Annotated in this window: 22 protein-coding genes and 1 pseudogene; 15 read left to right on the top strand and 8 right to left on the bottom strand. The window is 64.4% G+C overall.

Annotated features, from left to right (window positions below; translation table 11 throughout):
- The first annotated feature begins 127 nt into the window (after window positions 1–127).
- The 4 genes from ACVJ5M_RS24195 (at window position 128) to ACVJ5M_RS24180 (ending at window position 4,275) form a co-directional block, all read left to right on the top strand.
- Window positions 128–1,282, top strand: coding sequence for a patatin-like phospholipase family protein (locus ACVJ5M_RS24195; RefSeq protein ID WP_283016565.1), 1,155 nt, complete (start codon window positions 128–130; stop codon window positions 1,280–1,282).
- A gap of 135 nt (window positions 1,283–1,417) precedes the next feature.
- Window positions 1,418–2,164, top strand: coding sequence for a TetR/AcrR family transcriptional regulator (locus ACVJ5M_RS24190; RefSeq protein WP_354099704.1), 747 nt, complete (start codon window positions 1,418–1,420; stop codon window positions 2,162–2,164).
- A gap of 252 nt (window positions 2,165–2,416) precedes the next feature.
- On the top strand, window positions 2,417–3,019 hold the full coding sequence (locus ACVJ5M_RS24185; RefSeq protein ID WP_283018876.1) for a PepSY domain-containing protein: 603 nt from the start codon (window positions 2,417–2,419) through the stop codon (window positions 3,017–3,019).
- 218 nt (window positions 3,020–3,237) lie between these two features.
- On the top strand, window positions 3,238–4,275 hold the full coding sequence (locus ACVJ5M_RS24180) for an aspartate-semialdehyde dehydrogenase (RefSeq protein ID WP_283016567.1): 1,038 nt from the start codon (window positions 3,238–3,240) through the stop codon (window positions 4,273–4,275).
- 114 nt (window positions 4,276–4,389) lie between these two features.
- Here the strand turns inward: ACVJ5M_RS24180 and queA are convergent, their stop codons facing one another.
- The 5 genes from queA to coaD form a co-directional block, all read right to left on the bottom strand.
- Entirely contained in the window at window positions 4,390–5,463 is a 1,074-nt protein-coding gene (gene queA, locus ACVJ5M_RS24175; protein WP_283016568.1) for a tRNA preQ1(34) S-adenosylmethionine ribosyltransferase-isomerase QueA, read from the bottom strand.
- A gap of 143 nt (window positions 5,464–5,606) precedes the next feature.
- Entirely contained in the window at window positions 5,607–6,071 is a 465-nt protein-coding gene (locus tag ACVJ5M_RS24170; protein WP_071913717.1) for a peptidylprolyl isomerase, read from the bottom strand.
- Window positions 6,068–6,478 (bottom strand): hypothetical protein, encoded by a 411-nt coding sequence (locus ACVJ5M_RS24165; RefSeq protein WP_283016569.1) that lies wholly within the window; start codon window positions 6,476–6,478, stop codon window positions 6,068–6,070. Before ACVJ5M_RS24165 ends, ACVJ5M_RS24170 begins: the two co-directional genes overlap by 4 nt.
- 9 nt (window positions 6,479–6,487) lie before the next feature.
- Entirely contained in the window at window positions 6,488–7,063 is a 576-nt protein-coding gene (locus ACVJ5M_RS24160; protein WP_354099705.1) for a peptidylprolyl isomerase, read from the bottom strand.
- Between the two features lie 37 nt (window positions 7,064–7,100).
- Window positions 7,101–7,598, bottom strand: a complete 498-nt coding sequence (gene coaD / locus ACVJ5M_RS24155) for a pantetheine-phosphate adenylyltransferase (RefSeq protein ID WP_085404698.1) — start codon at window positions 7,596–7,598, stop codon at window positions 7,101–7,103.
- A 249-nt stretch (window positions 7,599–7,847) separates the two neighbouring features.
- On the opposite strand from coaD, the gene ACVJ5M_RS24150 reads away from it, so the two are divergent.
- The 5 genes from ACVJ5M_RS24150 to ACVJ5M_RS24130 all read left to right on the top strand — a co-directional run bounded on the left by ACVJ5M_RS24150 (window position 7,848) and on the right by ACVJ5M_RS24130 (window position 14,282).
- Window positions 7,848–8,105 (top strand): hypothetical protein, encoded by a 258-nt coding sequence (locus ACVJ5M_RS24150; RefSeq protein WP_283016570.1) that lies wholly within the window; start codon window positions 7,848–7,850, stop codon window positions 8,103–8,105.
- A gap of 192 nt (window positions 8,106–8,297) precedes the next feature.
- The gene (locus ACVJ5M_RS24145; RefSeq protein WP_354099706.1) at window positions 8,298–10,151 is read left to right on the top strand and encodes a potassium transporter Kup; all 1,854 of its coding nucleotides are present in this window, start codon (window positions 8,298–8,300) and stop codon (window positions 10,149–10,151) included.
- A 468-nt stretch (window positions 10,152–10,619) separates the two neighbouring features.
- Window positions 10,620–12,923: a TonB-dependent siderophore receptor gene (locus tag ACVJ5M_RS24140; RefSeq protein ID WP_283016571.1), complete on the top strand. Its 2,304-nt coding sequence runs from the start codon at window positions 10,620–10,622 to the stop codon at window positions 12,921–12,923.
- A gap of 4 nt (window positions 12,924–12,927) precedes the next feature.
- Window positions 12,928–14,091, top strand: coding sequence for a PepSY-associated TM helix domain-containing protein (locus ACVJ5M_RS24135; RefSeq protein WP_354097580.1), 1,164 nt, complete (start codon window positions 12,928–12,930; stop codon window positions 14,089–14,091).
- Window positions 14,088–14,282 carry a hypothetical protein gene (locus tag ACVJ5M_RS24130; RefSeq protein ID WP_283016573.1) on the top strand — a complete coding sequence of 65 codons (195 nt, stop codon included), beginning with the start codon at window positions 14,088–14,090 and terminating at the stop codon, window positions 14,280–14,282. The genes ACVJ5M_RS24135 and ACVJ5M_RS24130 overlap by 4 nt, the downstream gene beginning before the upstream one ends.
- An 88-nt stretch (window positions 14,283–14,370) precedes the next feature.
- On the opposite strand, the pseudogene gyrA reads toward ACVJ5M_RS24130, so the two are convergent.
- From gyrA to ACVJ5M_RS24115, 3 genes and pseudogenes are all read right to left on the bottom strand, one after another.
- Window positions 14,371–17,110 (bottom strand): annotated as a pseudogene (gene gyrA / locus ACVJ5M_RS24125) (DNA gyrase subunit A).
- A 168-nt stretch (window positions 17,111–17,278) separates the two neighbouring features.
- Window positions 17,279–17,677 carry a DUF2306 domain-containing protein gene (locus ACVJ5M_RS24120; RefSeq protein WP_354097581.1) on the bottom strand — a complete coding sequence of 133 codons (399 nt, stop codon included), beginning with the start codon at window positions 17,675–17,677 and terminating at the stop codon, window positions 17,279–17,281.
- 202 nt (window positions 17,678–17,879) lie between these two features.
- On the bottom strand, window positions 17,880–18,377 hold the full coding sequence (locus tag ACVJ5M_RS24115) for a single-stranded DNA-binding protein (protein WP_283016576.1): 498 nt from the start codon (window positions 18,375–18,377) through the stop codon (window positions 17,880–17,882).
- A gap of 449 nt (window positions 18,378–18,826) precedes the next feature.
- Here ACVJ5M_RS24115 and ACVJ5M_RS24110 point away from each other — a divergent pair, with 449 nt between their 5' ends.
- The 6 genes from ACVJ5M_RS24110 (at window position 18,827) to uvrA (ending at window position 26,619) form a co-directional block, all read left to right on the top strand.
- A complete protein-coding gene (locus ACVJ5M_RS24110; protein WP_354099707.1) occupies window positions 18,827–19,588 on the top strand; it encodes an outer membrane protein in 762 nt (253 codons plus the stop codon).
- A 233-nt stretch (window positions 19,589–19,821) separates the two neighbouring features.
- On the top strand, window positions 19,822–20,511 hold the full coding sequence (locus tag ACVJ5M_RS24105; protein ID WP_085404689.1) for an outer membrane protein: 690 nt from the start codon (window positions 19,822–19,824) through the stop codon (window positions 20,509–20,511).
- A gap of 223 nt (window positions 20,512–20,734) precedes the next feature.
- Window positions 20,735–21,481, top strand: a complete 747-nt coding sequence (locus ACVJ5M_RS24100; protein WP_208086988.1) for an outer membrane protein — start codon at window positions 20,735–20,737, stop codon at window positions 21,479–21,481.
- A gap of 189 nt (window positions 21,482–21,670) precedes the next feature.
- Entirely contained in the window at window positions 21,671–22,435 is a 765-nt protein-coding gene (locus tag ACVJ5M_RS24095) for an outer membrane protein (RefSeq protein WP_283016578.1), read from the top strand.
- Window positions 22,436–22,580: 145 nt separating this feature from the next.
- Complete coding sequence (locus ACVJ5M_RS24090) at window positions 22,581–23,336, top strand: outer membrane protein (protein ID WP_354099708.1); 756 nt, start codon at window positions 22,581–22,583, stop codon at window positions 23,334–23,336.
- Window positions 23,337–23,640: 304 nt separating this feature from the next.
- Window positions 23,641–26,619 (top strand): excinuclease ABC subunit UvrA, encoded by a 2,979-nt coding sequence (gene uvrA, locus ACVJ5M_RS24085; RefSeq protein WP_354097584.1) that lies wholly within the window; start codon window positions 23,641–23,643, stop codon window positions 26,617–26,619.
- Window positions 26,620–26,664 lie beyond the last annotated feature (45 nt).

The raw sequence follows: 26,664 nt of genomic DNA, 5'->3' as shown, positions 1-26,664 counted from the left end.
CCAAACAAAACGATACAGTGTAGTTTTTGCGCGGGGCTGGACGAGATGCCGCGGTGAATTTTGCCGGCGGCAGTATTTGCGTGATCGCCAGCCACCGACAATGCCCTCCGCTTCATGTTCGACCAAAATGTCCGGCCCCTCGCGCGGCTGGATCAGACAGACAGGCGCCCGCCTGACCGGATTCCTGGTTCTGGCGTGCAGCCTGGCACTCGGCGCCTGCACCTCCCTGCCCCGCACGCCCTATGCGGCCGCCGAGGCCAGCACGTCGCGCGTGCTCGATATCGACGGCTTGCGCCGCTACGCCGACGAGCCCGTCACGAAATTCAGCTTCGAGAAGGACACCAGCACCGCGACGAAGTCCTATCTGGCGCTCTCCGGCGGCGGCGCCGATGGCGCCTATGGCGTCGGCGTGCTGAGCGGTTGGACCGCTGCCAGAACCCGTCCCACCTTCTCGGTCGTCTCGGGCGTGAGCACCGGCGGCCTGATCGCACCCTTTGCGTTCCTCGGCTCGCAATATGACGACACGCTCAGGGAGGTCTACACCAGCGGCATCGCGGAGAGCCTCCTGAACGATCCCAGCATCATGCGTGTGCTGTTCGGATCCGGCCTGTTCGGCAACACGCGGCTGCGCGAGCTCGTCGCCCGCTATGTCGGGCCGGAGATCATGGCGCAGGTCGCGCGTGAAAACGCCAAGGGCCGAAAGCTGCTGGTGGTGACCACCGATCTCGACACCCAGCGGACCGCCATCTGGGACATGGGCAAGATCGCAGCGGTCGGAACACCCGAGGCGCTAAAACTGTTTCGCGACGTGATGGCGGCCTCCGCCAGCATTCCCCTGGTGTTTCCGCCTATCATGATCGACGCCGAAGGCCAGGGCCGCAGATTTCAGGAGATGCATGTCGACGGCGGCGTGACGGCGCCGGTGCTGACGCTGCCGGAAGCCCTGCTCTCCCAGGACCGCCTGCCCGGCAACGCGCGGATGAACATCTACATCCTCGTCAACAAGAAGATCGAACGCAATTTCGAGCTCGTGTCCAACAGCACCATCGACGTCGCCTCGCGCAGCCTGTCGTCGATCACCCAGTCGCAGACGCGCTCGATCATCTTCTCGACCTATGATTTCGCCAAGCGCAACAATCTCGGCTTCCACCTCTCCTACATCGCGCGCGATTATCCCGCGCCGCCTTCGGAAGGGTTCGACACCGCCTATATGCGGGCGCTGTATCAGTACGGATATGAGAAGGCTGCCTCCGGCCAGGCCTGGACTTCGAAGCTGCCGTGATCTCTCGTGACGGAACGAGACCGCGCCGAAACCGTTGACGATATGGCCAATTCGGCCAGATTCGCGATGACGCCCCCGCTCCCGCGCGATATAGAGCAAATGACGACGATTAGAAGCGCGCAGGAATCATTGGGCATGGGATTGACTGCGACCAGGACAAAACCGGCAGCGCCACGGCGCGAGTTGCCGAAATCACGCGGCGGCCGCCCGACGAAAACCGCCGCGATCGAGCGCGATCAGCGGCTGATCGAGGTTGCCACCCGCCTGTTCCTGGATCGCGGCTTCGACGCGACCTCGCTCGACGCGGTCACGGAAGCGGCCCGGGTCAGCAAACCCACCGTCTATTCCCGTTACGGGGACAAGCGCGGCCTGTTTGCCGCCGTGCTGAGGCGCGAAATCGCGCGCTGGCTTGCGCCGCTATCGGCAGCCGCCGAGACCCAGCTCTCCAGCGCCTCGGACATTTCGGTCGAGCAGCGGCTGGTCGAGATCGGGCGCGAGATGCTGACCTTCACCTGCGGGCCCGATGCCGTCGCATTCAGCCGCATGATGACGTCACAGGCCATCAACTTCCCCGACATCGCCAAGCTCGGCAAGGAGGAAGGCTGGCTGAAGGCCGTCGCCACCACGGCCCGCTTCTTCGACCGTCTGGTGGCGCAGGGCGCACTCGACGTCGACGACACCACGATCGCGGCAGAGGTGTTCCTCGACGTCGTCGTCGGTCACACCCACCGCCTGGCGACGTTCGGCACGGCGCTGGAATTGAAGGCCGCCGAGAAGCGCATGCGCGCGGCGATCAAGCTGTTCCTGGCCGGCGCGCTGGGACCAGCAGACCGCATCCAGAGCGCCGCAAAGGGCACACCGCGGCGGCGCCCGTCCCGTTGACAATTCCGTGAGGTAGCGACGTTTCCCCCTTCGAGATTACGCCCGCGTCATTGACCAAAACAAAACGATACGGTATGGTTTAGTTATAAGCGATACGGACCGCTTTTTCACCAGCCCCAAAGGGGTCCGTACCGCCCAAGATCGCCGTGCCGGGTCCAGCCCGCTGCGACGCTCCGCGGCCGGCCGATGCCCAAGGTCGGCCGCGAATTCTTTACGATCATCCGGCACACTCGCTGGCCGAGGGTTTCGAGCATGACGACAGCCAAACGATTGACCGCGCGATTACTTGCGATCGCCTTGCCCGCGCTGCTCCTTGCCGCGCCGGCGCAGGCGATCGTCACCACGGGCACGCCAACCGCGGTTCACGGCGACACAGATGGTGATGCCGAAGCAGACCGCCAAGCGGTCAGCCGCGAAATCGAACGATTCCGCAGCTCGTCGATCTCGATCAGCCAGGCCATGGCGATTGCGGAAGCCCGTCATGCCGGCGCCACGACGGCGGATGTGAGTTTCGACGGAGCCTCCGGCGTGCCGGTCTACCGGGTGAAGACCCTGCATAACGACCGTATCTGGCGCCACACCATCAATGCCGCCACCGGCGAGCTCGTCGGCGGCGAAGCCGCCCTCCCCCTCGCCGAACTCGATCTCGACGACCGCAGCAACCTCGCGGCGCTCGGTGCGATCAAGCACCGCCTTGCGGATGCCGTGCACGTCGCCGAACGTGCGGCCTCGGGCAAGGCGATCAGCGGCGGACTGGTGCGCGAACGCGGCCGGCTGAATTTCGCGATCGTCGTCATCAGCGGCGACAACCTCAAGGAGGTCATCCTGGAGCCGCCGGGCGCCCGGGCGAAATAGCGGCGGCCACAATCCCGCCGAAAAGCCATTGACGGGCGCGAAACTCTCACGCATAAGTCGCCGCCATGTTCACGACCACCAAACGCACGACTAAAACCACCACGGCCTTCGGGGCCCGGGGAGGCGTGCGCGCGTAGGTCGTCGACTTAAACGCAATCCACTCTACCGAAGCTCCGACCTCTGGTCCGGGGCTTTTTTGTTGTCTTCAGCTCAATGCAATGGAGGAGAATGTGAGTAACGATCCCGTCGTCGCGATTGTCGGCGTCACCGGTGCGGTGGGCGCCGAATTCATCGCCACCATGGACAAGCGCGGCTTTCGCGTCGGCAAGCTCAAGGCGCTGGCCAGCGCCCGCTCGGCCGGCAAGACGGTGTCGTTCCGCGGGCAGGACGTCGTCATCGAGGAATTGACCGAGCGCGCTTTCGAGGGCGTCGACATCGCGCTGTTCTCGGCCGGCGGCAGCATCTCCAAGAAGTTCGCGCCAATCGCTGTCAAGGCCGGCGCCGTCGTGGTCGACAACTCCTCCGCCTTCCGGATGGACCCGAACGTCCCGCTGGTGATCCCCGAGATCAACGCCAACCGGATCCGCGACCACAAGGGCATCATCGCCAACCCGAACTGCGCCGCCATCACCGCACTGGTGCCGCTCTGGCCGATCCACCAGACGAACCGCATCAAGCGCGTCATCATCTCGACCTACCAGGCGGCCTCGGGCGCCGGCGCCGCCGCGATGGACGAGCTCGTCGAGTCCACCCGCGCCAGTCTCAACGGGCAGGTCTATACGCCCAAGGTCATGCCGCACCCCTACGCCTTCAATCTCTTCAACCACAACACCGCCGTCGACCCTGAAACCGGCTACAACGACGAAGAGACCAAGGTCATCAAGGAAACCCGCAAGATCTTCGAGGACGAGAAGATCGCGATCGGCGTCACCTGCGTCCGCGTGCCGGTGCTGCGCGCCCATTGCGAGGCCATCACCTTCGAATGCGAGAAGCCGATCAGCGAGGACCAGGTCCGTGCCATCATGGCGCAGGCGCCCGGCGTGAAGCTCGTCGACGACCGCGTGAAGAACTACTTCCCGATGCCGATCGACGCTTCGGGCCAGGACGACGTCCTGGTCGGCCGCATCCGCAAGGATCTCAGCGATCCCTCAGGGCATTCGATCTCGATGTTCGTGGCGGCCGACCAGCTGCTCAAGGGCGCCGCGCTGAACGCGGTGCAGATCGCGGAGCTGTTGCCGCAGCGCGTGATGGCGTAACGGAAGGTGCCGTAGGGTGGGCAAAGGCGCGCAAGCGCCGTGCCCACCACTTCTCTCGCGCATTTGAGAAAGATGGTGGGCACGCTTCGCTTTGCCCACCCTACGACGCCGAAATTAGTCGCGCGCCCGAAACAACAAGCACGCATCGCCGTACGAATAGAACCGGTACCCTTTCGCGATCGCGTGCGCATACGCCTGCTGCATCGCCTCGAGCCCGGAGAACGCCGACACCAGCATGAACAGCGTCGACTTCGGCAAATGGAAATTGGTCAGCAGGATATCGACGGCACGGAAGCGATAGCCGGGGGTGATGAAGATCGACGTCTCGGCCGCGAACGGCTGGATCGTGCCGTCCTCGCCGGCCGCGCTTTCCAGCAGCCGCAGTGACGTCGTGCCCACGGCGATGATGCGGCCGCCGTTCTGCCGTGCGGTGTTGAGCCGCTCCGCCGTTTCGGCCGAGATCGTGCCCCACTCGGCATGCATCTTGTGGCCTTCGGTGTCGTCCACCTTCACTGGCAGGAACGTCCCTGCCCCGACGTGCAGCGTGATGCGGTTGATGCCGACGCCGCGGTCGCTCAGCGCCTGCTCCAGCGCCGGGGTGAAATGCAGGCCGGCGGTAGGCGCCGCGACAGCGCCTTCATTCGCCGCGAACATGGTCTGGTAGTCCGCGAGGTCCTGATCGTCGGGCGTGCGCTTCGAGGCGATATAGGGCGGCAGCGGCGGGCTGCCGAGATCTTCGATCGCCTGATCCAGCGCCGGGCCGTGAAACGAGAATGACAGTGTCACTTCACCATCGGTGCCCTTGGCCTCGACCTCGGCGTCGAGATGGCCGAGCAGGCAGACCTTGCCCTCGTTGCCGAAGCGGATGCGGTCGCCTGCCACGAGCTTTTTTGCCGGCTTCACCAGCGCCTGCCAGCGCGAGCCGTCGAGGCGCTTGATCAGCGTCGCCTCGATCTTGGGCTCGGTCTCGCGGCCAATGCGGCGGCCCTTGAGCTGCGCCGCGATCACCTTGGTGTCGTTGACGACGAGCTGGTCACCGCCCTTCAGCCATTGCGGCAGCTCGGAAATGAGCTGGTCGCGCAGCGCGCCACCTTCCACGACCAGCATCTTCGCGGAGTCGCGCGGGCTCGCCGGGCGCAACGCGATGCGCTCGGCGGGCAGTTCGAAATCGAAGAGATCAGTGCGCATGTCGAGCTCTGCGCCACGCAGTCAGACCCTCATGGTGAGGAGGCGCGTAGCGCCGTCTCGAACCATGAAGGCCGAGCTGCAACAGCGGGGCCTTCATCCTTCGAGGCGCGCGTTCCGCGTTCCTCAGGATGAGGGTTGAGCGGTTACTCCGCGTCCGCGGCCATCCGCGCCTTGACGATCTTGTCGGGGTTCTGGACGGGCTCGCCGCGCTTGATCTTGTCGACGTTCTCCATGCCCTCGGTGACCTTGCCCCACACCGTGTACTGGTTGTCGAGGAAGCGGGCGTCGTCGAAGACGATGAAGAACTGGCTGTCGCCGGAATCGGGGCTGGCGGCGCGGGCCATCGAGGTGGTGCCGCGCACATGCGGTTCCTTGTTGAATTCCGCCTTCAGCTTCTTGCCGGAGCCGCCGGTGCCGGTGCCCTGCGGGCAGCCGGTCTGCGCCATGAAGCCCTCGATCACGCGGTGGAACACGATGCCGTCGTAAAAGCCCTCGCGGACCAGTTCCTTGATGCGCGCGACGTGGCCGGGCGCGAGATCGGGCCGCATCTCGATGGTGACGGGGCCCTGCGTGGTCTCGAGGATCAGGGTGTTTTCGGTGACGCTCATGCTCGTCTCTCTTGCGTTGGGGGTGAAGTCTTCCGGTTACGGAACTGGATCGCGAATGGACGTCCCGCGGCGGCGCCGGCCATTGCATCGGTAAATGGCATCGGCGTGCAGCGTTGCAGCGCCTCCATCACCGCGACCCGGTATTGCAGCCGGTCATTGTCGGAGGCCTCCGCGGATTCATAGGTAATCCTCGGGTGGCCCAGAATGTTTCCGGCCCGGTTAAAGCTCACGACGACGGTGATGTCGATAGGGCGAGCCTTGCTGAGCGGCGGCGGCTTCCAGCAGGTCCGCAAGTGCTGGAAGATGTCCTGGATGGTGTTGACCTCTGCGTCTCCGGCGGCCGCGCCGGAAACGCCTGAAAGCAGCAGCGCGGCAGCCAGCAGAAGCCTATTGCCATAGCGCGCCATGGCCCCATCCTATTTGATGTCGGAAGCGACCTGGACCTTCACCATCTTGTCGGGATCGGTGACGGCACCGCCGGCCGAACCGGGCGGTGCCTTCTTCAGCTTGTCGACGACGTCCATGCCCTGCACGACCTCGCCGATCACGGTGTACTGGTTATCGAGGCTGCCGCCGTCCGCGAACATGATGAAGAACTGCGAGTTGGCGCTATCGACGCTGTCGCCGCGCCGCGCCATCCCGACGATGCCGCGGGCGAAATGAACCTTGGAGAATTCCTGCTTCAGGTTCGGATATTTCGAGCCACCGGTGCCGTTGAATTTCTCGCCGTCGCCGGTCTGCGCCATGAAGCCGTCCATGACGCGATGGAACGGCACGTTGTTGTAATAGCCCTCGCGCGCGAGCTGCTTGATGCGCTCGGCATGCTGAGGCGCAATGTCGGTCCGCAGCTTGATGACGATGCGGCCCTTGGTGGTGTCGATGACGATGGCGTTGGCCTTGTCGAGATTCGCCGGCAGCTGCTGCGCCACCGTCGGGACCGCGCTGAAGAGCGCGGCAAAGATCGTGGCAAGAATTGCGAGACGACGGATCATGAGAACTCCGGATCAGGTAGGATGGAGAATTGCGCCGTTATCCGGCGAATTTGGCCTTGAGCAGGTTGGCGACGAGCGGCGGCACGAAGGTCGAGATATCTCCGCCCATGGCCGCGATTTGACGCACCAACGTGCCGGTAATTGGGCGGACGGCCGGAGAGGCCGGCAGGAACACGGTTTGGACGTCGGGCGCCATGGCGCCGTTCATCCCGGCGAGTTGCATCTCGTAGTCGAGGTCGGTGCCATCGCGCAGACCCCGAATCATGACAGTCGCGCCGTGCCTGCGTGCCGCGGTGACCGCAAGATCGTCGTAGGTCACGGCCTCAAGCGTACAGCCGACCTGGGCCGCGACCGGCCCGCAGACGTCATGGAGCATCTTGAGCCGCTCCTCGGTTGAGAACAGCGGCTTCTTGCCGGGATGGACCCCGATCGCGACCACGAGCCGATCGCACAGGGGTACACTGTTCCGGACCACGTCCAGATGGCCGTTGGTGATGGGGTCAAAGGAACCCGGATAGAAGGCGATACGCGGCATGCCCCCGTCCTACCGCGCCCGGCCCGGCCCGGCAAGCCAGACGGGTTCCCTGCCGGTTTTTCGGCGGCGCCGAGTCGGAATCCCCCGAATTGTTTCGTCCTCGGGACGGCCATGAAACAAAACGAAGTGCGAACGAAACCATTTCGGGCGTCCGCGAAGACGTCCGGAAACTGGCCATGGTTACTAATCCACCCAACGAATGACGGGCCGCACAACTGGGCGTAGCGGCCGCATCACAGGGGACCGTCAATGATCAAGACCATCTCGGCCGTCGCTATTGCCGCGTTTGTTGCCGCCGCTCTCACCGTCCTTCCCGGTTTCGCTCCGTCCGTCGAAGCGAGCGTCCCGCAGCCGCTGGCCAAGAGCGACCGCCTCGATATCCGCACCGTCGGCAAGGACTGCTCGCAGCATGCCTGGCCGAACTTCGAGGCGTCTTGCCTGCGTCAGGCCGGCACCAAGGCCAATATCCGCGAGGCGCGTCTCGTGACCGCCGACCGGACCCCGTAGTCGAACCTGTCAGCTTCGCGTCATATAGACCCCGAGATAAATCCCATGGATATTTGCGACGTCTCGTCGCAGACTGTCTGATATTCGCGCCCGTCGGAATGGCCCGGCGGGCGCGATCCCATCGGGGGGTCGACCTTGTCCAGTACGCCCGCAGTCGTTTCCGGCCATCACCCTGACCCTCTGCCAATTGCCATGACCATGGGCGCCCTCGGGGTGGTCTATGGCGATATCGGCACCAGCCCCCTCTACGCCCTGAAGGAAGCCGCCAAGGCGGCCGCCCATGGCGCTACGCTGACTCCCGAAGCTGTCCTGGGCGTTGCCTCGCTGATCCTCTGGGCCCTGCTGCTGATCATCTCGCTGAAATATGCGCTTCTGATCCTGCGCGCGGACAATCGCGGCGAAGGCGGCATCGTCGCGCTGCTGGCGCTGCTCCACGCCCGCCACGCCCAGTCCGGCACCTGGCGCGCGCATCTCCTGGTGGTCGGCCTCGTCGGCGCCGCCCTACTCTATGGCGACGGCGCGATCACCCCGGCCATCTCGGTGCTCTCAGCCATCGAAGGCCTCAAGGTCGATGCGCCCTCGCTCGCGCCGGTCGTCGTGCCCATCACCGTCGCCATCCTGATCGGGCTGTTCATGATCCAGAAGCAGGGCACGGGCTTCATCGGCCGCATCTTCGGGCCGGTGATGCTGGCCTGGTTCTTCGTGCTGGCCGCGCTCGGCGTCCACGGCATCGTCAAGGCCCCGGCCGTGCTCGCGGCACTGAGCCCGCTCTATGCCTTCAACTTCCTGATCCACCAGGACTTCCACATCTCCTTCGCGATCCTCGGCGCCGCCTTCCTGGCGGTGACCGGCGGCGAAGCCATGTACGCCGACATGGGGCATTTCGGCCGCTTCCCGATCCGGCTCGCCTGGTTCGCGATCTGCCTGCCCGCGTTGGTGCTGAACTATTTTGGGCAGGCCGCGCTGCTGATCACCGATCCCGCGATGATCGAGAACCCCTTCTTTCAGCTCTGCCCGGACGCCCTGCACTATTCGCTGGTCGCCTTCTCGGCGCTCGCGACCGTGATCGCCTCGCAGGCGATTATCTCCGGCGTGTTCTCGCTGACCCAGCAATCGATCCAGCTCGGCTTCCTGCCGCGCATGCAGATCCGCCACACCACGAGCCATGCGATGGGCCAGATCTACGTGCCGCTGGTGAACTGGCTGCTCGCTGCCGCAACGCTCGGCGCGGTCCTGAGCTTCGGCACCTCGGAAGCGCTCGCCGGCGCCTACGGCATCGCGGTGTCGCTGCTGATGGCGATCACCACGCTGCTCGCGGCCCTGGTCGCGATCCAGTGGGGCTATTCGCCGTGGATCGTGGTCGCCGTCAACGGCTTCTTCTTCGTGATCGACGTGATCTTCTTCTCCGCCAATTCGATCAAGCTGTTCGAGGGCGGCTGGTTTCCGCTGCTGCTCGCGGCCCTCGTCGCCTTCATGATGCTGACCTGGCGCAGCGGCGTGAAGCTCGTCGAGGCGGCGCGCGCGAAGCTGCGCCAGCCCGAGGAGGACCTGATCGAGACCGCGGTCAACAAGTGCCGCGCCAGACTGCCCGGGACCGCCGTCTTCCTGGCCTCCGCGCCGCGCGGCGTGCCGCTGGCGCTGACGCAATTCGTCAAGCACAACCACGTGCTGCATGAGCGCATCGTCCTCGTCACCGTGCTGATCGAGGAATCCCCGCACATCACCGATGAAGACCGTGCCGAGGTGATCGAGATCGTTCCCGGCATCACCCGCGTGGTCCTGCATTACGGTTTCATGCAGAATCCGACGATCTATGCGGGCCTGACGCTCGCCTGCCGCCAGGGCAAGCTGCCCGGCATCGACCTCTCCGACATCACCTACTATGTCGGCCGCGAGACCATCATCCCGAGCGAGGACATTCCGGGCATGTGGGTCTGGCGCGAAGGCCTGTTCGCCTTCCTCCAGCGCAACGCCGAACGCTCCGCCGCGTTCTTCGGCGTGCCGACCAGGCAGGTGGTGGAGTTCGGCACCGAGCTGGAGATCTGATCGTCGTGCGGATCGCCCATTCAGGGCAAGGCAGGCTTCGCACCACGCGTCTCGATGAGATGCCGATCACCGACAGGTAGAGCTCGTCACGCCCGCTTACCCGGGAGTGTGCGACATTCGCGCGCACCTCAATCTTGTCTGGCCCATCACCAGACATACGCAGCAACAAATTCCAATGCTTTGTCGATCAGTTAGCTTCGCTTTTTTAGAAGTTCTAAGAATGCTTCCAATTATGACGTTTCGAGTGATTCAAAATTCGTCCAACTCGACGCTCGCAATGTCGCGATCTAACACGCGCGAGGGTGCGAAGTCGCGTGAGGTCAGAAGGATCATCCCGCCGGCGCGGCGATCGCCGGATGGGGCGCTGACATGGAATGCGATGGACACGACCTGCGTGGTCGTGCGGACTATTTTTTAAGGAACACTTTCAAGAGCACAGCCAGCGCACTCGCGCTTGGCTGCTTGCTGATGGCCGTCACGCCGGTGAACGCGCTGACCGCCGGCCAGTCCGGTGCATCCGCGTTGCCGCCGGTGACGGTCGACGCACCCGTTCAGCGCGCGCAACGTCCGGTCCAGGTCCGGCGCAACGCATCGGCGCGGCGCAGTGCGAGCCAGCGGTCCGCTCAACAGGCCAACCGTTCGACAGTACAGCCGGAGCCCCAAGCGCTGGTGGGAACAGCAGCGCGCGTCAACGCCGGCACCAACGGGTTCGTCGCCACCCGCGCCTCCGGCGCCACCAAGACGGATGCGCCGATCATGTCGACGCCGGCATCGATCGCCGTCATCACTCGCGACGAAATGAATGTGCGGCAGGCGCAGAGCATCCGCGACCTCTTGCGCTACGCGCCAGGAATCTATTTCAGCAACGATACCGATTTCCGCTTTCAGAACGTCAGCGCTCGCGGCTTCAGCCTCGAAACATATCTGGACGGGCTGCGGCTCCAGGGCGGACCGTTCGGTGCGCCGCGGGTCGATCCCTATTTGCTCGAGCGCGCCGAGGTGATCACCGGGCCGGCATCAATTCTCTACGGCGCCGCCTCGCCCGGCGGCATCCTCAACCTCGTCAGCAAGCGCCCGACTGAAAATCCGTTCGGAGAAGTCTCCCTGCAAACCGGCTCGTTCAACCGGATCCAGGGCGCCTTCGATGTCGGCGGCCCCGTCGACAAGGACAAGACGCTGCTCTACCGCGTCACCGGTATCGGCCTCAACGCCGACACCCAGGTCGACAATATCGGCGAGCAAAGATTTTCGATCGCGCCGGCCTGGACGTGGCGTCCGAGTATCGACACCACCATCACCTTCCTGACGAGCTACCGGCAGGACCCGAAGGGTGGTGCCTTCGCGCTCTTGCCGATCCAGGGCACGCTGGTGCCGGGGACGTTCGGGCAGATCCCGCGCAATTTCTTTGCCGGCGATCTCAACTACGAGACTCTCAAATACAAGCAGGCAACCGCAGGCTACGAGTTCGAGCATCGTTTCGACGACGTCTTCACGGTGCGCCAGAACGTACGCTACCTGCACAATGAGCTCAGCTATGTCGAGGTGCAGCCCGGCGGGTTCACGACGACGGGCGCGGGCGGCACGCTCCGGCTGGTCGACGGCCGCACGATCAACCGGAGCTACTTCTCGACCAACGAGAACCTCGACACATTCGCTGCCGACAACCAGCTCCAGGCCAAGTTCAACATGGGACCGCTGCAGCACACGGTGCTTGCCGGCCTCGACTACCAGCGGTTCGACTTCAACAATCTCGCCCGCTTCGCGGCCACCAACACGCTCGACATCCTGGCGCCGAATTACACGCAGAACATCGCCGTCCCCACGGCGCTCTTCCAGAACCTCGACCAGCACCTGTCGCAGCGCGGCCTCTACGTCCAGGACGAGGCCAGGCTCGGCCGGCTCACCGTGCTTGGCGGAATCCGCTACGACTGGGCCGAGGGCAATACGCTGGCCCAGAACACCGGCGTTCGCGTCCTGAACGACGACCAGAAGCCAACCGGCCGCATCGGCGCGATCTACAATTTCGACAACGGCATCGCGCCCTATGTCAGCTACTCGACCTCGTTCCAGCCGACCTCGGTCGGCACGCTGCTCAACGGTCAGCCCTTCAAGCCGACCACCGGCGAACAGTACGAAGGCGGCGTGAAGTATCAGCCGGTCGGGACCAATCTGATGTTCACGGCCGCGGTCTACGACTTCAAGCAGCAAAACGTCGCAACCGTCATCAGTGGCCCCGGCATTCCGGCCAACACAACGGCGCAGGTCGGCGAGGTCAGCTCGCGCGGGTTCGAAGGGTCCGTCGTCGGCAGCCCCCTGCCCGGCTTGAGCCTGCGTGGGCAGTACTCCTATCTCGACAACCGGATCAGTTCGCCCCAGGACGTCAATTTCGGCAAGCGGCTCGCCAACGTCCCGATGCACACCGCCTCGCTCTGGGCCAACTATCTGGTGCAGGGCGGTCCTGCCACCGGCTTCCGCTTCGGCGGCGGCGTCCGCTACGTCCACGACATGTACACGACCAACGCCAACAATCTGACGGTTCCGACCATCGTGCCGGGCGTCTTCCTGCCCGCCGCCACGGTGCCGGCCAGCACGGTGTTCGATGCGGTGCTGTCCTATGATTTCGGGATGCGATATCAGCAGTGGAAGGGCCTCAGTGCGGCGGTGAACGTCAACAACGTGTTCGACAAGACCTATGTCTCGTTATGCACCGCCGGCGGCTGCCGCTGGGCGCTGGGGCGCACGGTGCTGGCGACGCTGACCTACCGGTGGTGAGAGGATGACAGCACAGTCAGTCAAATGGTGGTCGCTGGTCCACAAATGGACCAGCCTGGTCTGCACGCTATTCCTCCTGATGCTTTGCATCACCGGGCTCCCACTGATCTTTCATGACGAGATCGACGAGCTCTTCAAGTCGGAAGCCTCGGCCCGAGAGCTCCCGGCGGATACTCCGCAGGCTCCGCTAAGCCGGCTGGTCGACGCCTCCAAGGCGCGCTATCCGCAGCGCTACCTCCAGGTGCTCGGCTGGGACGACGATCGCGCCAACGTCGTCAACGTATTCCTCTCGGCTACGCCCGAAGCTCCCCCCGGCCAACGTTTCCTGAAGCTGTCATTCGATTCCAGGACCGCGGAACTGATCGGCGAAGACACGCAGCAGGGCGGCCTGATGAGCGCCATCCGCATATTCCACCGCGACATGTTCTTGGGGTTGCCGGGTGAACTGTTTCTCGGCGTCATGGGCCTGCTGTTTGTCGTCGCGATCGTTTCCGGCATCGTGCTCTACGCGCCCTTCATGCGCCGGCTCAACTTCGGCACGGTGCGTCGTATCGGCGCGTCGCGGGTCAAATGGCTCGACCTGCACAATCTGATCGGCGGAGTGACTCTCATATGGCTGCTTGCCGTCGGCGTCACCGGTGTCATCAACACGATATCGTTGCCGCTGTTCTCCGCCTGGCGCGCGGAGGTGATGCCGGAGCTGATCGCGCCGCACTTGGGCAAGCCGCCGCTTGCGAAATGGGCCGACGTCGACGACGTCATGGCCGCAGCACGTCGGGCGCTCGACGGCAATACGCCGGCCAGCATCATCTTTCCGACGGTCGCACGGTTCGGGACACCACGGCACTTCATCGTCTGGACCAAGGGCACGACGCCGATCACCTCGCGCCTGTTCACGCCCGCGATGCTCGACGCCGAAACCGGGCAGCTCGTCACCGCGCGTGGCCTGCCGTGGTATCTCAGGGCGTTGCAGGTATCGCGCCCGCTTCATTTCGGGGACTACGGCAGCCTGCCGCTGAAGATCATCTGGGCGCTGCTCGACCTCGCCGCCATCGTCGTGCTCGGAAGCGGCGTCTATCTCTGGCTCGGCAAGCGCAAATCGCCTCGCCTCACCGCGCACGCGCAGGACCGGCCGCCCGTCGTCGCGACATCCGGGCTTCGCCCATGAAACGCGAGCGTCACACCGCGGACGAGATCTTTCGCTGGCCATTCCTGCTCGGGGTGCTCACCCTCGTCGGGCTGGCGTCGGCGCTGCTCGGGGACGATGGCTGGGACGCGCTGTCCTGGGCGGCACTGGCCGTTCCGCTGGCTGTGCTCGGCTGGAAGGCATCGCGCCGGCCGCAGCTTCCGGGATCATAGGCCCGCAGCGGCGCGTTGTGGCACGCCGGTCCTGTCCGATCGACAGCAACCGTCAGCCGGAGACGGCACCCGACAGGAGCGGCTCGATCTACGAGCCGTTCCCGTTCTCGCCATTGCCGCTCTCGGCCTCTTCCGTGATGTGCTCGACCGAGACGACGTGCTCGTCCTCGGCGGTGTCGAACACGATCACGCCCTGGGTCGAGCGACCGGCGACGCGGATGCCTTCGACCGGGCAGCGGATCAGCTGGCCCTTGTCGGTGACCAGCATGATCTGGTCGGCGTCTTCCACGGGGAAGGAGGCCACCAGATTGCCGTTGCGGTTGTTGACGCTCATGGCGACGATGCCTTTGCCGCCGCGGCCGGTGGTGCGGTACTCGTAGGACGAGGTCCGCTTGCCGTAGCCGTTGACGGAGACGGTGAGCACGACCTGCTCGGCCGCCGACATCTCGATATAGCGCTCCTGCGGAAGCTGGAAGCTGCCGGAGGTCTCCTCGGCCTCGGCATCCACTGCGGGCTCCTCGGTCGCGGCCTCGCCAGCGACGGCGCGGCGCATCTTCAGATAGGCCGAACGTTCGTCCGAGGTGGTCTCCATGTGGCGCAAGATGGCCAGCGAGATCACCTTGTCGCCTTCGGCAAGTGCAATGCCGCGCACGCCCATCGAAGTGCGGCCGGTAAACACGCGCACGTCGGGGACAGGGAAGCGGATGCACTGGCCGCCGGCGCCGGTCAGCAGCACGTCGTCGCGCTCGGTGCAGATCTGCACGTCCACGATCGCTTCATTCTCATCGAGCTTCATGGCGATGATGCCGGAGCGGCGGACGTCGACGAAGTCGGACAGCTTGTTGCGCCGGACGTTGCCGCCGGTGGTGGCGAACATCACGTCGAGGTTGCCCCAGGTCGATTCATCCTCCGGCAGCGGCATGATGGTGGTGATGCGCTCGCCCTGCTCCAGCGGCAGGATGTTGATGAGCGCCTTGCCGCGCGCGTTCGGCGCGGCCATCGGCAGGCGCCAGACCTTCTCCTTGTAGACCTGGCCGCGCGACGAGAAGAACAGCACCGGCGTGTGCGTCGACGCCACGAACAGGCGGCTGACGAAATCCTCGTCGCGGGTCTGCATGCCGGCGCGGCCCTTGCCGCCCCGGCGCTGCGCCCGGTAGGCCGACAGCGGCACGCGCTTGACGTAGCCGGCGTGGGAGACGGTGACGACCATGTCCTCGCGCTGGATCAGGTCCTCGTCCTCGACCTCGCCCTCCTGCTCGATGATCACGGTGCGGCGCGGGGGTCGCGAACTCGGCCTTCACCTCGGCGAGCTCGGTCTTGATGATGCCCAGCACGCGCGCGCGCGAGCGCAGGATGTCGAGATAGTCGGCGATCTCGCCGGCGAGCTTGTCGAGCTCGTCGCGGATTTCGTCGCGGCCGAGTGCGGTGAGGCGCTGAAGGCGCAGGTCGAGAATGGCCCTCGCCTGTTCCATCGACAGCCGGATCGTGCCGTCCTCGCTGATGCGGTGGCGCGGATCGTCGATCAACGTGAGCATGTCCTCGACGTCTCGTGCCGGCCAGTCGCGCGACATCAGGGTGTCGCGGGCAGTGGTCGGGTCGGGCGAGGTCCGGATGACGCGGATCATCTCGTCGATATTGGCGACCGCGATCGCCAGACCGACCAGGATGTGGGCGCGATCGCGCGCCTTGGCGAGCAGGAACTTGGTGCGCCGCGTGACGACCCGTTCGCGGAAGTCGACGAAGATCGCCAGCAGGTCCTTCAGATGCATGATCCGCGGACGGCCGCTGTCGAGCGCCACCATGTTGACGCCGAAGCTCGTCTGCAGCGGCGTGAATCGGTACAGCTGATTCAGCACCACATCCGGCACGGCGTCGCGCTTCAATTCGATGACGACGCGGTAGCCGTCGCGGTCGGATTCATCGCGCAGGTCGCCGATGCCCTCGATCTTCTTTTCCTTGACCAGCTCGGCGATGCGCTCGACCATCGTCGCCTTGTTCACCTGGTAGGGAATCTCGGTGATGATGATCGCCTCGCGCTCCTTGCGGATGGTCTCGATCGCGACCTTGCCGCGCATGACGATGGAGCCGCGGCCGAGGTGGTAGGCGGCGCGGATGCCCGCGCGTCCGAGAATGACGCCGCCGGTCGGGAAATCCGGTCCCGGAACGATGTTGATGAGTTCCTCGATGGTGAGCGCAGGATTGTCGATCAGCGCGACGCAGGCGTCGATGACCTCGCCGAGATTGTGCGGCGGGATGTTGGTGGCCATGCCGACCGCGATGCCGCCCGCCCCGTTGACCAGGAGGTTCGGGAACTTGGCCGGCAGGACCGACGGCTCGGTTTCGTTGTTGTCGTAGTTCGGCTGGAAGTCGACGGTGTCCTTGTCGATGTCGGCCAGCAGAGCCAACGCCACCTTCGTCAGTCGCGCTTCGGTGTACCGATAGGCGGCCGGGGGATCGCCGTCGACCGAGCCGAAATTGCCCTGGCCGTCGATGAGCGGCACGCGCATCGAGAAGTCCTGCGCCATCCGGACCATGGCGTCGTAGATCGACTGGTCGCCATGCGGATGATATTTACCGATCACGTCACCGACCACGCGCGCCGACTTGACGTACTTCTTGTCGGGCGTGTGCCCCTGCTCGTTCATCGAGTAGAGGATGCGACGATGAACCGGCTTCAACCCGTCGCGCGCATCAGGCAGCGCACGCGCCACGATCACGCTCATCGCGTAATCGAGGTAGGACTTCTTCATCTCCTCGTAGATGGAAACGGGACGAATGTCCGAGGGTTGCGCCGGCTGGTCGCCGGGCTTGTTGTCGTCGTCAGCCAAGGGGAAATCCGGTGAGATTTTATCTGGGAATCATATAGCGCATCGCCCCCCTGATAACCACCCTTGCGAGGTCTGGGGAAGCGGTTTTTCCGACTGTTTTTCCAGAGACTTACGAGCTCAGCACGATCGCTTCGAACGGAGCTGGAATGAGCCATTGGGAACCACGTCTCAGGCCCCGAAAATCACCCGGTGCATGATGCGGCCGGGCACCAGCGTGAACAGGCCCGCCACGACCAGCGCCCCCGTGAACAGGAGGATCATGGCGCGGCGATGATCGGTGATGCGATGGGTATGCGCCCGCCACACCGCGAGCGGTAGCATCACCAGCGTGAAGATCGACAGGAGATGGATCGGGCTGAACGGCCCGACCAGGCGGATCTGGTGGATCCAGAACGACGAGGCCGCCACCACCGCCATCAGCGCCACCCAGATCCAGCCGATCGTCCGGTGCGGCAGCGTGCCCTTGGGGGCGGCAAACTGAACGAGGCCGAGCACGAAGGCGGCCATGGCGGCAAAGGCATGCAGCGGGATCGCCGGAGCAGCCTCAAGCAGTGGCGCAACGCTCATGCAGGGCTTCCTCTAATCGACGGCCGACCCATGTGAATAGGATTAACATCAAGTTAATACCATTCACATCACTCCTCGTCAAAGGCTTGAGGCAGCACATGAGGCAAGCCCGGAAAAACCGAGCTTTGCCCGCCAATTGGTAAGAAATCCTGTCGTTTCAAGCGAGCAAGGTGACATCAGGGGCGAAGCGCCCCCGCCCGCCTCAGAACGGGATATCGTCGTCCATGTCGCTGTTGCGGCCACCACCGCCACCGCCGGCGGCAACTGCGCGGCGCGGCGCGCTGCTGACGGGACCGGAGGAGCCGAAATCGCCGCCCGGCTCGTCGCCGAAGCTGCCGCCTCCACCGCCGCGGCCGTCGAGCATCGTCAGGGTCGAGTTGAAGCCCTGGAGCACGACCTCGGTGGAGTACTTCTCGGCGCCGCTCTGGTCGGTCCATTTGCGGGTCTGGAGCGCACCCTCGATGTAAACCTTCGCGCCCTTCTTCAGGTACTGCTCGGCGACCTTGCAGAGCCCTTCATTGAAGATCACGACGCGATGCCACTCGGTCTTTTCCTTGCGCTCGCCGCTGTTCTTGTCGCGCCAGGTCTCCGAGGTGGCGATGCTCAAATTCGCGATCGGCCGCCCGTCCTGGGTGCGGCGGATTTCGGGATCCTTGCCGAGATTTCCAACCAGAATGACCTTGTTGACGCTTCCCGCCATCGCCGCTCTCCACTCCGAATGCCACTGAATTTTAGAAGGCCCGGGACGCGCCCGCGTCCTCTGCAACCTGTTGACGCGACCCTATACGCTTGCGCGGACGGATCGGCCCGTCACCCCTCCACTTATCCCCATATATAGCACCCCTGGCGGGTTCGTTCCAGATTTGTTCTTATGACACCCCTCACCTTGTTGCGTTGGCAAGACGACACCGCGCTGCACAAAGACGGCCTGCGCCAAATGGAATTTCCCCGAATTCCTGAGGACGGCGAAACAGCTTAACATTCATCAAGTTAGAAGCAGTTCAGATGCCGCCCGACTGTTGCATTCCGGAGACGGACTCCGCCTCCCGCCTAAGCTACGCTTGCCGCGGAATTAGATTCTTATAGGCGTCGCGCCTGATCAGCCGCTTCGGGGACTTCGAAAAGCGGTCAGAAACTGGGGGGACTGCAATGAATAAGATTTTGATTGGTACTATTGGTGCAATCGCGTTGGGGCTGTCGGCTCCCGCAATCGCGGCAGATCTCGCTGCGCGTCCCTACACCAAGGCTCCGGCACCGATGATCGCGACCATCTACGACTGGAGCGGCTTCTACATCGGTATCAACGGCGGCGGCGGCACCAGCCACAAGTGCTGGGACGTCGATATCGGCGGTGGCGTTCTCGTAGGCGAAGGCTGCCACAACGCGACCGGCGGCACGGTCGGCGGCCAGGTCGGCTACCGCTGGCAGTCAGCCAACTGGGTGTTCGGCTTCGAAGGCCAGGGCAACTGGGCCGATTTCTCGGGTGACAACATCAGTGCGATCAGCGGCCTGCGCGATCGTTCGAAGATCAACGCCTTCGGCCTGATTACCGGTCAGGTCGGTTACGCATGGAACAACGTCCTGGTCTACGTGAAGGGCGGCGGCGCCGTCGTCAGCGATCGCTACCGCAGCTTCGACGTCGCCAGCGGCCTCGAGTTCGACCGGGCCAACGAGACCCGTTGGGGCGGCACCGTGGGTGCGGGCGTCGAGTTCGGATTCGCCCCGAACTGGACCGTGGGCTTCGAGTACGACCACATCTTCCTCGGCAACCGCACCATCGGCTTCACCGGATCCGGCAATTTCGCCCCGCTCGGCGTTGCCACACGCTCCGATCGCATCAGCCAGGACGTCGATATCGGCCTCGTCCGCGTGAACTATCGCTGGGGCGGTCCGATGATCGCAAGATACTGACATCCCTCTGAAATCGCTTGGAGATCAAAGGCCGGCCTCGCGCCGGCCTTTTTGCGTGGGCAACGGGAATTATAGGTCAGTCACCGTTACGTTTTGCGATTATTGTGGCTTTTGGGAGACGCAACTTGCGGCTTTGCTCGTGTAAGCACGACATCAGTTGGACCACGGCGTCCGATGTCCTTCCGAACGCACGGAAGGCAAAAACAGAAACCGGGACTGGGATTAGTTTGAAAATGAAGAAGGTTTTGTTGGCTTCGGCCTGTTTGTTCGCTCTCGCTGCTCCGGCTTCGGCCGCTGATCTCGCGGCGCGCCCCTACACCAAGGCTCCGGTGGCGGTGGCCTCGGTCTACAACTGGACCGGCTTCTACCTCGGTATCGTCGGCGGCGGCGCCTGGGAAAACGGTTCCGGCGACCCGAAGATGAAGGGTGGCTTCGTCGGCGGCACCGCCGGCTACAACTGGCAGACCGGCAACGTCGTGTTCGGCGTCGAGGCTGATGGTTCCTGGGCTGACGTCAGCGCTTCGGCGACCGGCGCCACTGTTGTTCCCGGATTCGGCGTTGTGACCGCAACGGCGAGCTCGAAGACCGATGCCATGGGCACCGTGCGCGGCCGTATCGGCTACGCCGTCAATCAGGTCCTGTTCTACGGCACCGGCGGCTACGCCTGGATCGACAACAAGATCACCCTCTCCGCTCTCGGCCTGACCGCGTCGGACAGCAAGTGGCACTCCGGCTGGACCGTCGGCGCGGGCGTCGAGGCGTTCTTCGCTCCGCAGTGGTCGGTCAAGGGCGAGTACCTCTATCGCAGCCTCGGCGGCGAGACCTACTTCTCGGGCGCCCTGCCCACCGGCACGCTCAACTTCCACACCGTGCAGGTCGGCGTGAACTATCACTTCGGGGGCCCGGTGGTCGCGAAGTACTGAGCTTCGCTTCCAACGCACCGCGTTACGAAAGGCCGGCCTTGCGCCGGCCTTTTTGTTTTCGCGCGTCCAGATCCAGGCCAACCGATTCCCAACGTTTTCGGGGAAAGCTGTGGTATCCCGGCGACACAACCTTCGGCTTTAATGGTGTAGAGCAATGACATCGGTTGGGTCATTGGGTCGGCCGTTTTTGGTCGACAAAGAGAAACGAAACTGGGGAATTGAAATGAAGAAGGTTTTGCTGGCCTCGGCCAGTCTGTTCGCACTCAGCGCGTTGGCTCCCGCCTCGGCGGCCGATTTGGCGGCCCGCCCCTACACCAAGGCGCCCATTGCTGTGGCCTCGATCTACAACTGGAGCGGGTTCTACCTCGGCATCAACGGCGGCGGCGCTTCGAGCCGCAACTGCTGGGATGTCAACAATATCTTCGGCGTTGCGGGTCCGGACACGGCTGAAGGCTGTCACAATGCGACAGGCGGCGTCGTCGGTGGCCAGGTCGGTTATCGCTGGCAGTCGGCCAGCTGGGTGTTCGGCCTTGAAGCCCAGGGCGACTGGGCCAATCTGAAGGGCTCGAATACGAGCGTGGCGCTTGCTCCGCTGGTCAACGAGACCAAGATCGACGCGATCGGCCTGTTCACCGGCCAGGTCGGCTATGCCTGGAACAATGTGCTCTGGTACGTGAAGGGTGGCGCGGCGGTCACGCATGCCAAGTACAACGGCACGGTCGTCGGCGTGGTCCTCGACAGCGCAAGCGAGACGCGCTGGGGCGGCGCGGTCGGCACCGGCCTCGAATTCGGCTTCGCGCCGAACTGGTCCGTTGCGATCGAATACGACCATCTGTTCATGGGCAAGCGCAACAACTCGTTCACGATTCTCGGCATCAACGACCGCATCGACCGTATCAAGCAGGACGTCGATATGGGCACGGTCCGCGTGAACTACACCTTCGGCGGCCCGGTTGTGGCGAAGTACTGACCTTCGCCATCAACGCCATCGCGTTACGAAAGGCCGGCTTTGCGCCGGCCTTTTTGTTTTCGCGCGTACGGCGCGAGCGCTTGCGGACAAGTTCCATTTTTCGGCGCGCTGTGACCCTCCGGTGACAGACTGTCGCACCTCAAAGGTTGTATCGAAGATCGCAACAACTTTGGCCTTGGGGGGTCCGTCTTGAACAAGTTTATGCTTGCCGCCGCCGGCATAGTCGCGATGACCACTTCCGTTTCGGCGGCCGATCTGGCGGCGAGGCCCTACACCAAAGCTCCTGCCCCGATGATCGGCGCGGTCTACGATTGGAGCGGCTTCTACATCGGCGCCAACGGTGGTGGCGGCTGGAGCCATAGTTGCTGGGACATCGTCACCAACATCCTCGGTGCGCCGATCACTCCCCCCGCATCGGAGGGCTGCCACACCGCGACCGGCGGCGTGGCCGGCGGCCAGGCCGGCTTTCGCTGGCAAAGCGCGTCGTGGGTGTTCGGCGTGGAAGGCCAGGGCGACTGGGCTCACCTTAGCGGCTCCAATGGACCGAGCTTGGCTGCCGGCGGCGTCGGCTCAGACCGCTCGAAGATCAACGCCTTCGGCCTCGTGACCGGCCAGGTCGGCTACGCCTGGAGCAATGTGCTGTTCTACGCGAAGGGTGGTGCGATGGTTGTGAGCGACAAATACGAGGGCTTCACCACCGCCACCGGCTTCGTGTTCGACAGGGCGAATGAAACGCGCTGGGGCGGAGCGGTTGGTGCTGGCCTCGATTTCGGCGTAACGCCCAACATCGTGGTCGGCGTCGATTATGTGCACGGCTTCATGGGATCGCGCGACAACCGCTTTACGTTCAACAACGGCACGTTCTCGCGCGCCGATCGGATCCGCCAGGACGTTGACATTGCAACGGCCCGCGTCAGTTACAGGTTCGGCGGCCCCCTCATCGCCAGATACTGATCTTCGTCTCCAACGCCATCGCGTTACGAAAGGCCGGCCTTGTGCCGGCCTTTTTGTTTTCGCGCGAGGGTGCACCCAACCGTCTTGGAGTCGTGAGGCGCGCGCAATGCGTCCGCGAATGGCTTTGGCGAGTTGGGGACGTGACATGAAGACGTGGATGCTGGCTGCGGTCAGCCTGTTCGCACTCGGCGCGGTCGCGCCGGCTACCGCCGCCGATCTCCCACTCTACAAGGCGCCGGCGGCCGCCGTTCCCGTCTATGACTGGAGCGGCATCTATGCCGGCATCAACGGCGGCGGCGGCTTGGCCCATGCATGCTGGGGCGTGACCCGCGCGCTCGGCATCGCTGTCGATCCGGCCGTTGGCGAAGGCTGTCACAATGCGGACGGTGGCACGGTCGGCGGACAACTCGGCTATCGCTGGCAGAAATCGCGCTGGGTGTTCGGCATCGAGGGCCAAGGCAACTGGGCCGACTTCAAGGGCAGCAATGTCAGCGTGGCGCTGCCGCTGTTCACCAACCAGACCAAGATCGACAGCTTCGGCCTGTTCACTGGCCAGATGGGCTACGCCATCAACAACCTGCTCTTCTATGGCAAGGCTGGCGCCGCGGTGGCGCACGACAAGTACGACACCTTCGTCCCCGGCGTCCCGGCCGCGGTGTTCAACAGTGTCAACCAGACCCGCTGGGGCTACGCGATCGGCATCGGCGTGGAATGGGGTTTTGCGGAGAACTGGTCGGTCGGCGGCGAGTACAACCATGTCTTCCTCGGCCATCACAGCGCCGACTTCGCAACTCTCGTCGGCGGCTTCGCCCCGCGCACCGACAGGATCGGCCAGGATATCGACATGGGCCTGATCCGCATCAATTACCGCTGGGGCGGCCCGGTCGTCGCCAAATACTGAGACAAAGCTTCCCTCAGGAACCTCCAAGTCCTGATCACGTGCGGATTGCCCCAAATCCGCATTCAAACGCGAACGAAGGGCTGGCCTCGCGCCGGCCCTTCGCATGTTCCGGGCGCCCCGCTCCTGCCAGATGCCGCCAGCGCGCCAACAATCCGTTGACGATTCGCACACGCCACTGGAAATCCGTCCCCGTTCTTCCTACGTTCGCTGCCATACCCATCGGCGCCGATCCCGGTTCCGGGCGACGCGCGCCTTTTTTGTTGGCGCGATCGCGCACCTTTGGGATTCGTTGAGGGCAACTCGGATGGATGAAGTGATCAAGGCGAAGCGCCAACAGCAGAACGCGGGATCCAGCCTGCGCGCAATTACGATCCGTGGCGCGCGCGAGCACAACCTCAAGAATGTCGACGTCGAGATTCCCCGCGACAAGCTGGTGGTGTTCACGGGGCTGTCAGGCTCCGGCAAATCCTCGCTCGCCTTCGACACCATCTATGCCGAGGGCCAGCGCCGCTACGTCGAATCGCTGTCGGCCTATGCGCGTCAGTTCCTGGAGATGATGCAGAAGCCTGATGTCGACCAGATCGACGGCCTGTCGCCGGCGATCTCGATCGAGCAGAAGACGACCTCGAAGAACCCGCGCTCGACCGTCGGCACCGTCACCGAGATCTACGACTACATGCGCCTGCTCTGGGCGCGCGTCGGCGTGCCCTATTCGCCCGCCACGGGCCTGCCGATCGAGAGCCAGACCGTCTCGCAGATGGTCGACCGCGTGCTGGCGCTGCCCGAAGGCACCCGCCTCTATCTGCTCGCCCCCGTCGTGCGCGGCCGCAAGGGCGAGTACCGCAAGGAGCTCGCCGAATGGCTCAAGAAGGGCTTTCAGCGCGTCAAGATCGACGGCACCTTCCATGAGCTCGCGGAGGCGCCGACGCTCGACAAGAAATTTCCGCACGACATCGACGTCGTGGTCGACCGCATCGTGGTGCGCGCCGACATCGGCCAGCGTCTCGCCGAGAGCTTCGAGACCGCGCTTAAGCTCGCCGAGGGCCTTGCCGTCGTCGAGTTCGCCGACGCGCCCGCCGCCGCTGCGCCTGCCGAAGAGAAAAAGAAGACCGCAAAGATCCACGACAAGAGCGGCCCCGAGCGCATCCTGTTCTCGGAAAAATTCGCTTGCCCCGTCTCCGGCTTCACGATTCCGGAGATCGAGCCGCGCCTGTTCTCGTTCAACAATCCCTACGGCGCCTGCCCGGCCTGCGGCGGCCTCGGCGTCGAGCAGCATGTCGACGAAGACCTCGTCATCCCCGACAAGGAGCTCGCCATCGGCAAGGGCGCGATCGCGCCCTGGGCCAAGTCGTCGTCGCCCTACTACGTGCAGACGCTGACCGCGCTCGGCAAGCACTACAAGTTCACGCTGACCACCAAATGGAAGGATCTGCCGAAGAAGACGCAGAACGCGATCCTCCTTGGCTCGGGCGAGGACGAAATCAAGTTCTCCTACGAGGACGGCGTCCGCTCCTACGACACAAAGAAGCCGTTCGAGGGCGTCATCACCAACATCAACCGCCGCTATCGCGAGACCGAGAGCGAGTGGGCGCGCGAGGAGCTCGCAAAATATTTTCACGACGTCCCCTGCGAGGGCTGCAAGGGTTTCCGGCTGAAGCCCGAGGCGCTCTGCGTCAAGATCGGCGGCAAGCACATCGGCGAGATCTCGGAGCTGTCGGTCAGGAAGGCCGGCGAATGGTTCGAGACCGTGCCCGAGGCGCTGAACACGCAGCAGAACGAGATCGCAGGCCGCATCCTCAAGGAGATCCGCGAGCGTCTCACCTTCCTGCTCGATGTCGGCCTCAACTACCTCACCCTGTCCCGCTCCTCCGGCACGCTGTCCGGCGGCGAGAGCCAGCGCATCCGCCTCGCCTCGCAGATCGGCTCGGGGCTGACGGGCGTGCTCTACGTGCTGGACGAGCCCTCGATCGGCCTGCACCAGCGCGACAACGCACGCCTGCTCGATACCCTCAAGCGCCTGCGCGACCTCGGCAACACCGTGATTGTGGTCGAGCATGACGAGGACGCGATCCTGCTCGCCGACTACGTCCTCGACATCGGCCCCGGCGCCGGCATGCATGGCGGCAACATCGTCGCCGAAGGCACGCCCGCCGAGATCATGCGCAACCCGAAATCGCTCACCGGCAAATATCTCACCGGTGAGCTCGAGGTCGAGGTGCCGGAGCGGCGCCCGCCGAACCATCGTCGCACCATCAAGGTGGTCAACGCGCGCGGCAACAATCTCAAGAACGTCACGGCCGAAATTCCGCTCGGCCTGTTCACGGCCGTCACCGGCGTCTCCGGCGGCGGCAAGTCGACGCTGCTGATCGACACGCTCTACAAGGCCATCGCCCGCAAGCTGAACAACGCCAGCGAAGGCGCCGCGCCCCACGATCGCATCGAGGGCCTCGAGCACATCGACAAGATCATCGACATCGACCAGTCGCCGATCGGCCGCACGCCACGTTCGAATCCCGCGACCTATACCGGCGCCTTCACGCCGATCCGCGAATGGTTCGCCGGCCTGCCCGAAGCGAAGGCGCGCGGCTACGAGCCCGGCCGCTTCTCCTTCAACGTCAAGGGCGGCCGCTGCGAGGCCTGCCAGGGCGACGGCGTCATCAAGATCGAGATGCACTTCCTGCCCGACGTCTACGTCACCTGCGACGTCTGCAAGGGCAAGCGTTACAACCGCGAGACGCTGGAGGTCCTGTTCAAGGGCAAGAGCATCGCCGACGTGCTCGACATGACCGTCGAGGAAGCCGCCGACTTCTTCAAGGCGGTGCCGCGCGTGCGCGAGACCTTCCAGACCCTGCACCGCGTCGGGCTCGATTACATCCATGTCGGCCAGCAGGCGACGACCCTGTCGGGCGGCGAAGCCCAGCGCGTCAAGCTCGCGAAGGAGCTGTCGAAGCGCGCCACCGGCCGCACGCTCTACATCCTGGACGAGCCGACCACCGGCCTGCACTTCCACGACGTCAAGAAGCTGCTTGAGGTGCTGCACGAGCTCGTCGCACAGGGCAACACGGTCGTCGTCATCGAGCACAATCTCGAAGTCATCAAGACGGCCGACTGGGTCATCGACCTCGGCCCCGAAGGCGGCGACGGCGGCGGCGAGATCGTCGCCTGGGGCCCGCCGGAGGACATCGCGAAAGCGCCGCGGAGCTACACGGGGAAGTTTCTGGAGCCGGTGCTGAAGAAGGCACGGAAGCCGAAGCGGAGGAGCACGAGCGAGGCGGCGGAGTAGAGTTCATTCCGCCTCGTCCGCGGGATCATCGGGGAAAGGCTGCAA

It is taken from the genome of Bradyrhizobium sp. S3.7.6, assembly GCF_054061875.1.
The sequence above is the reverse complement of the archived record's forward strand: the minus strand, read 5'-3'. Positions and strand labels throughout refer to the sequence as shown.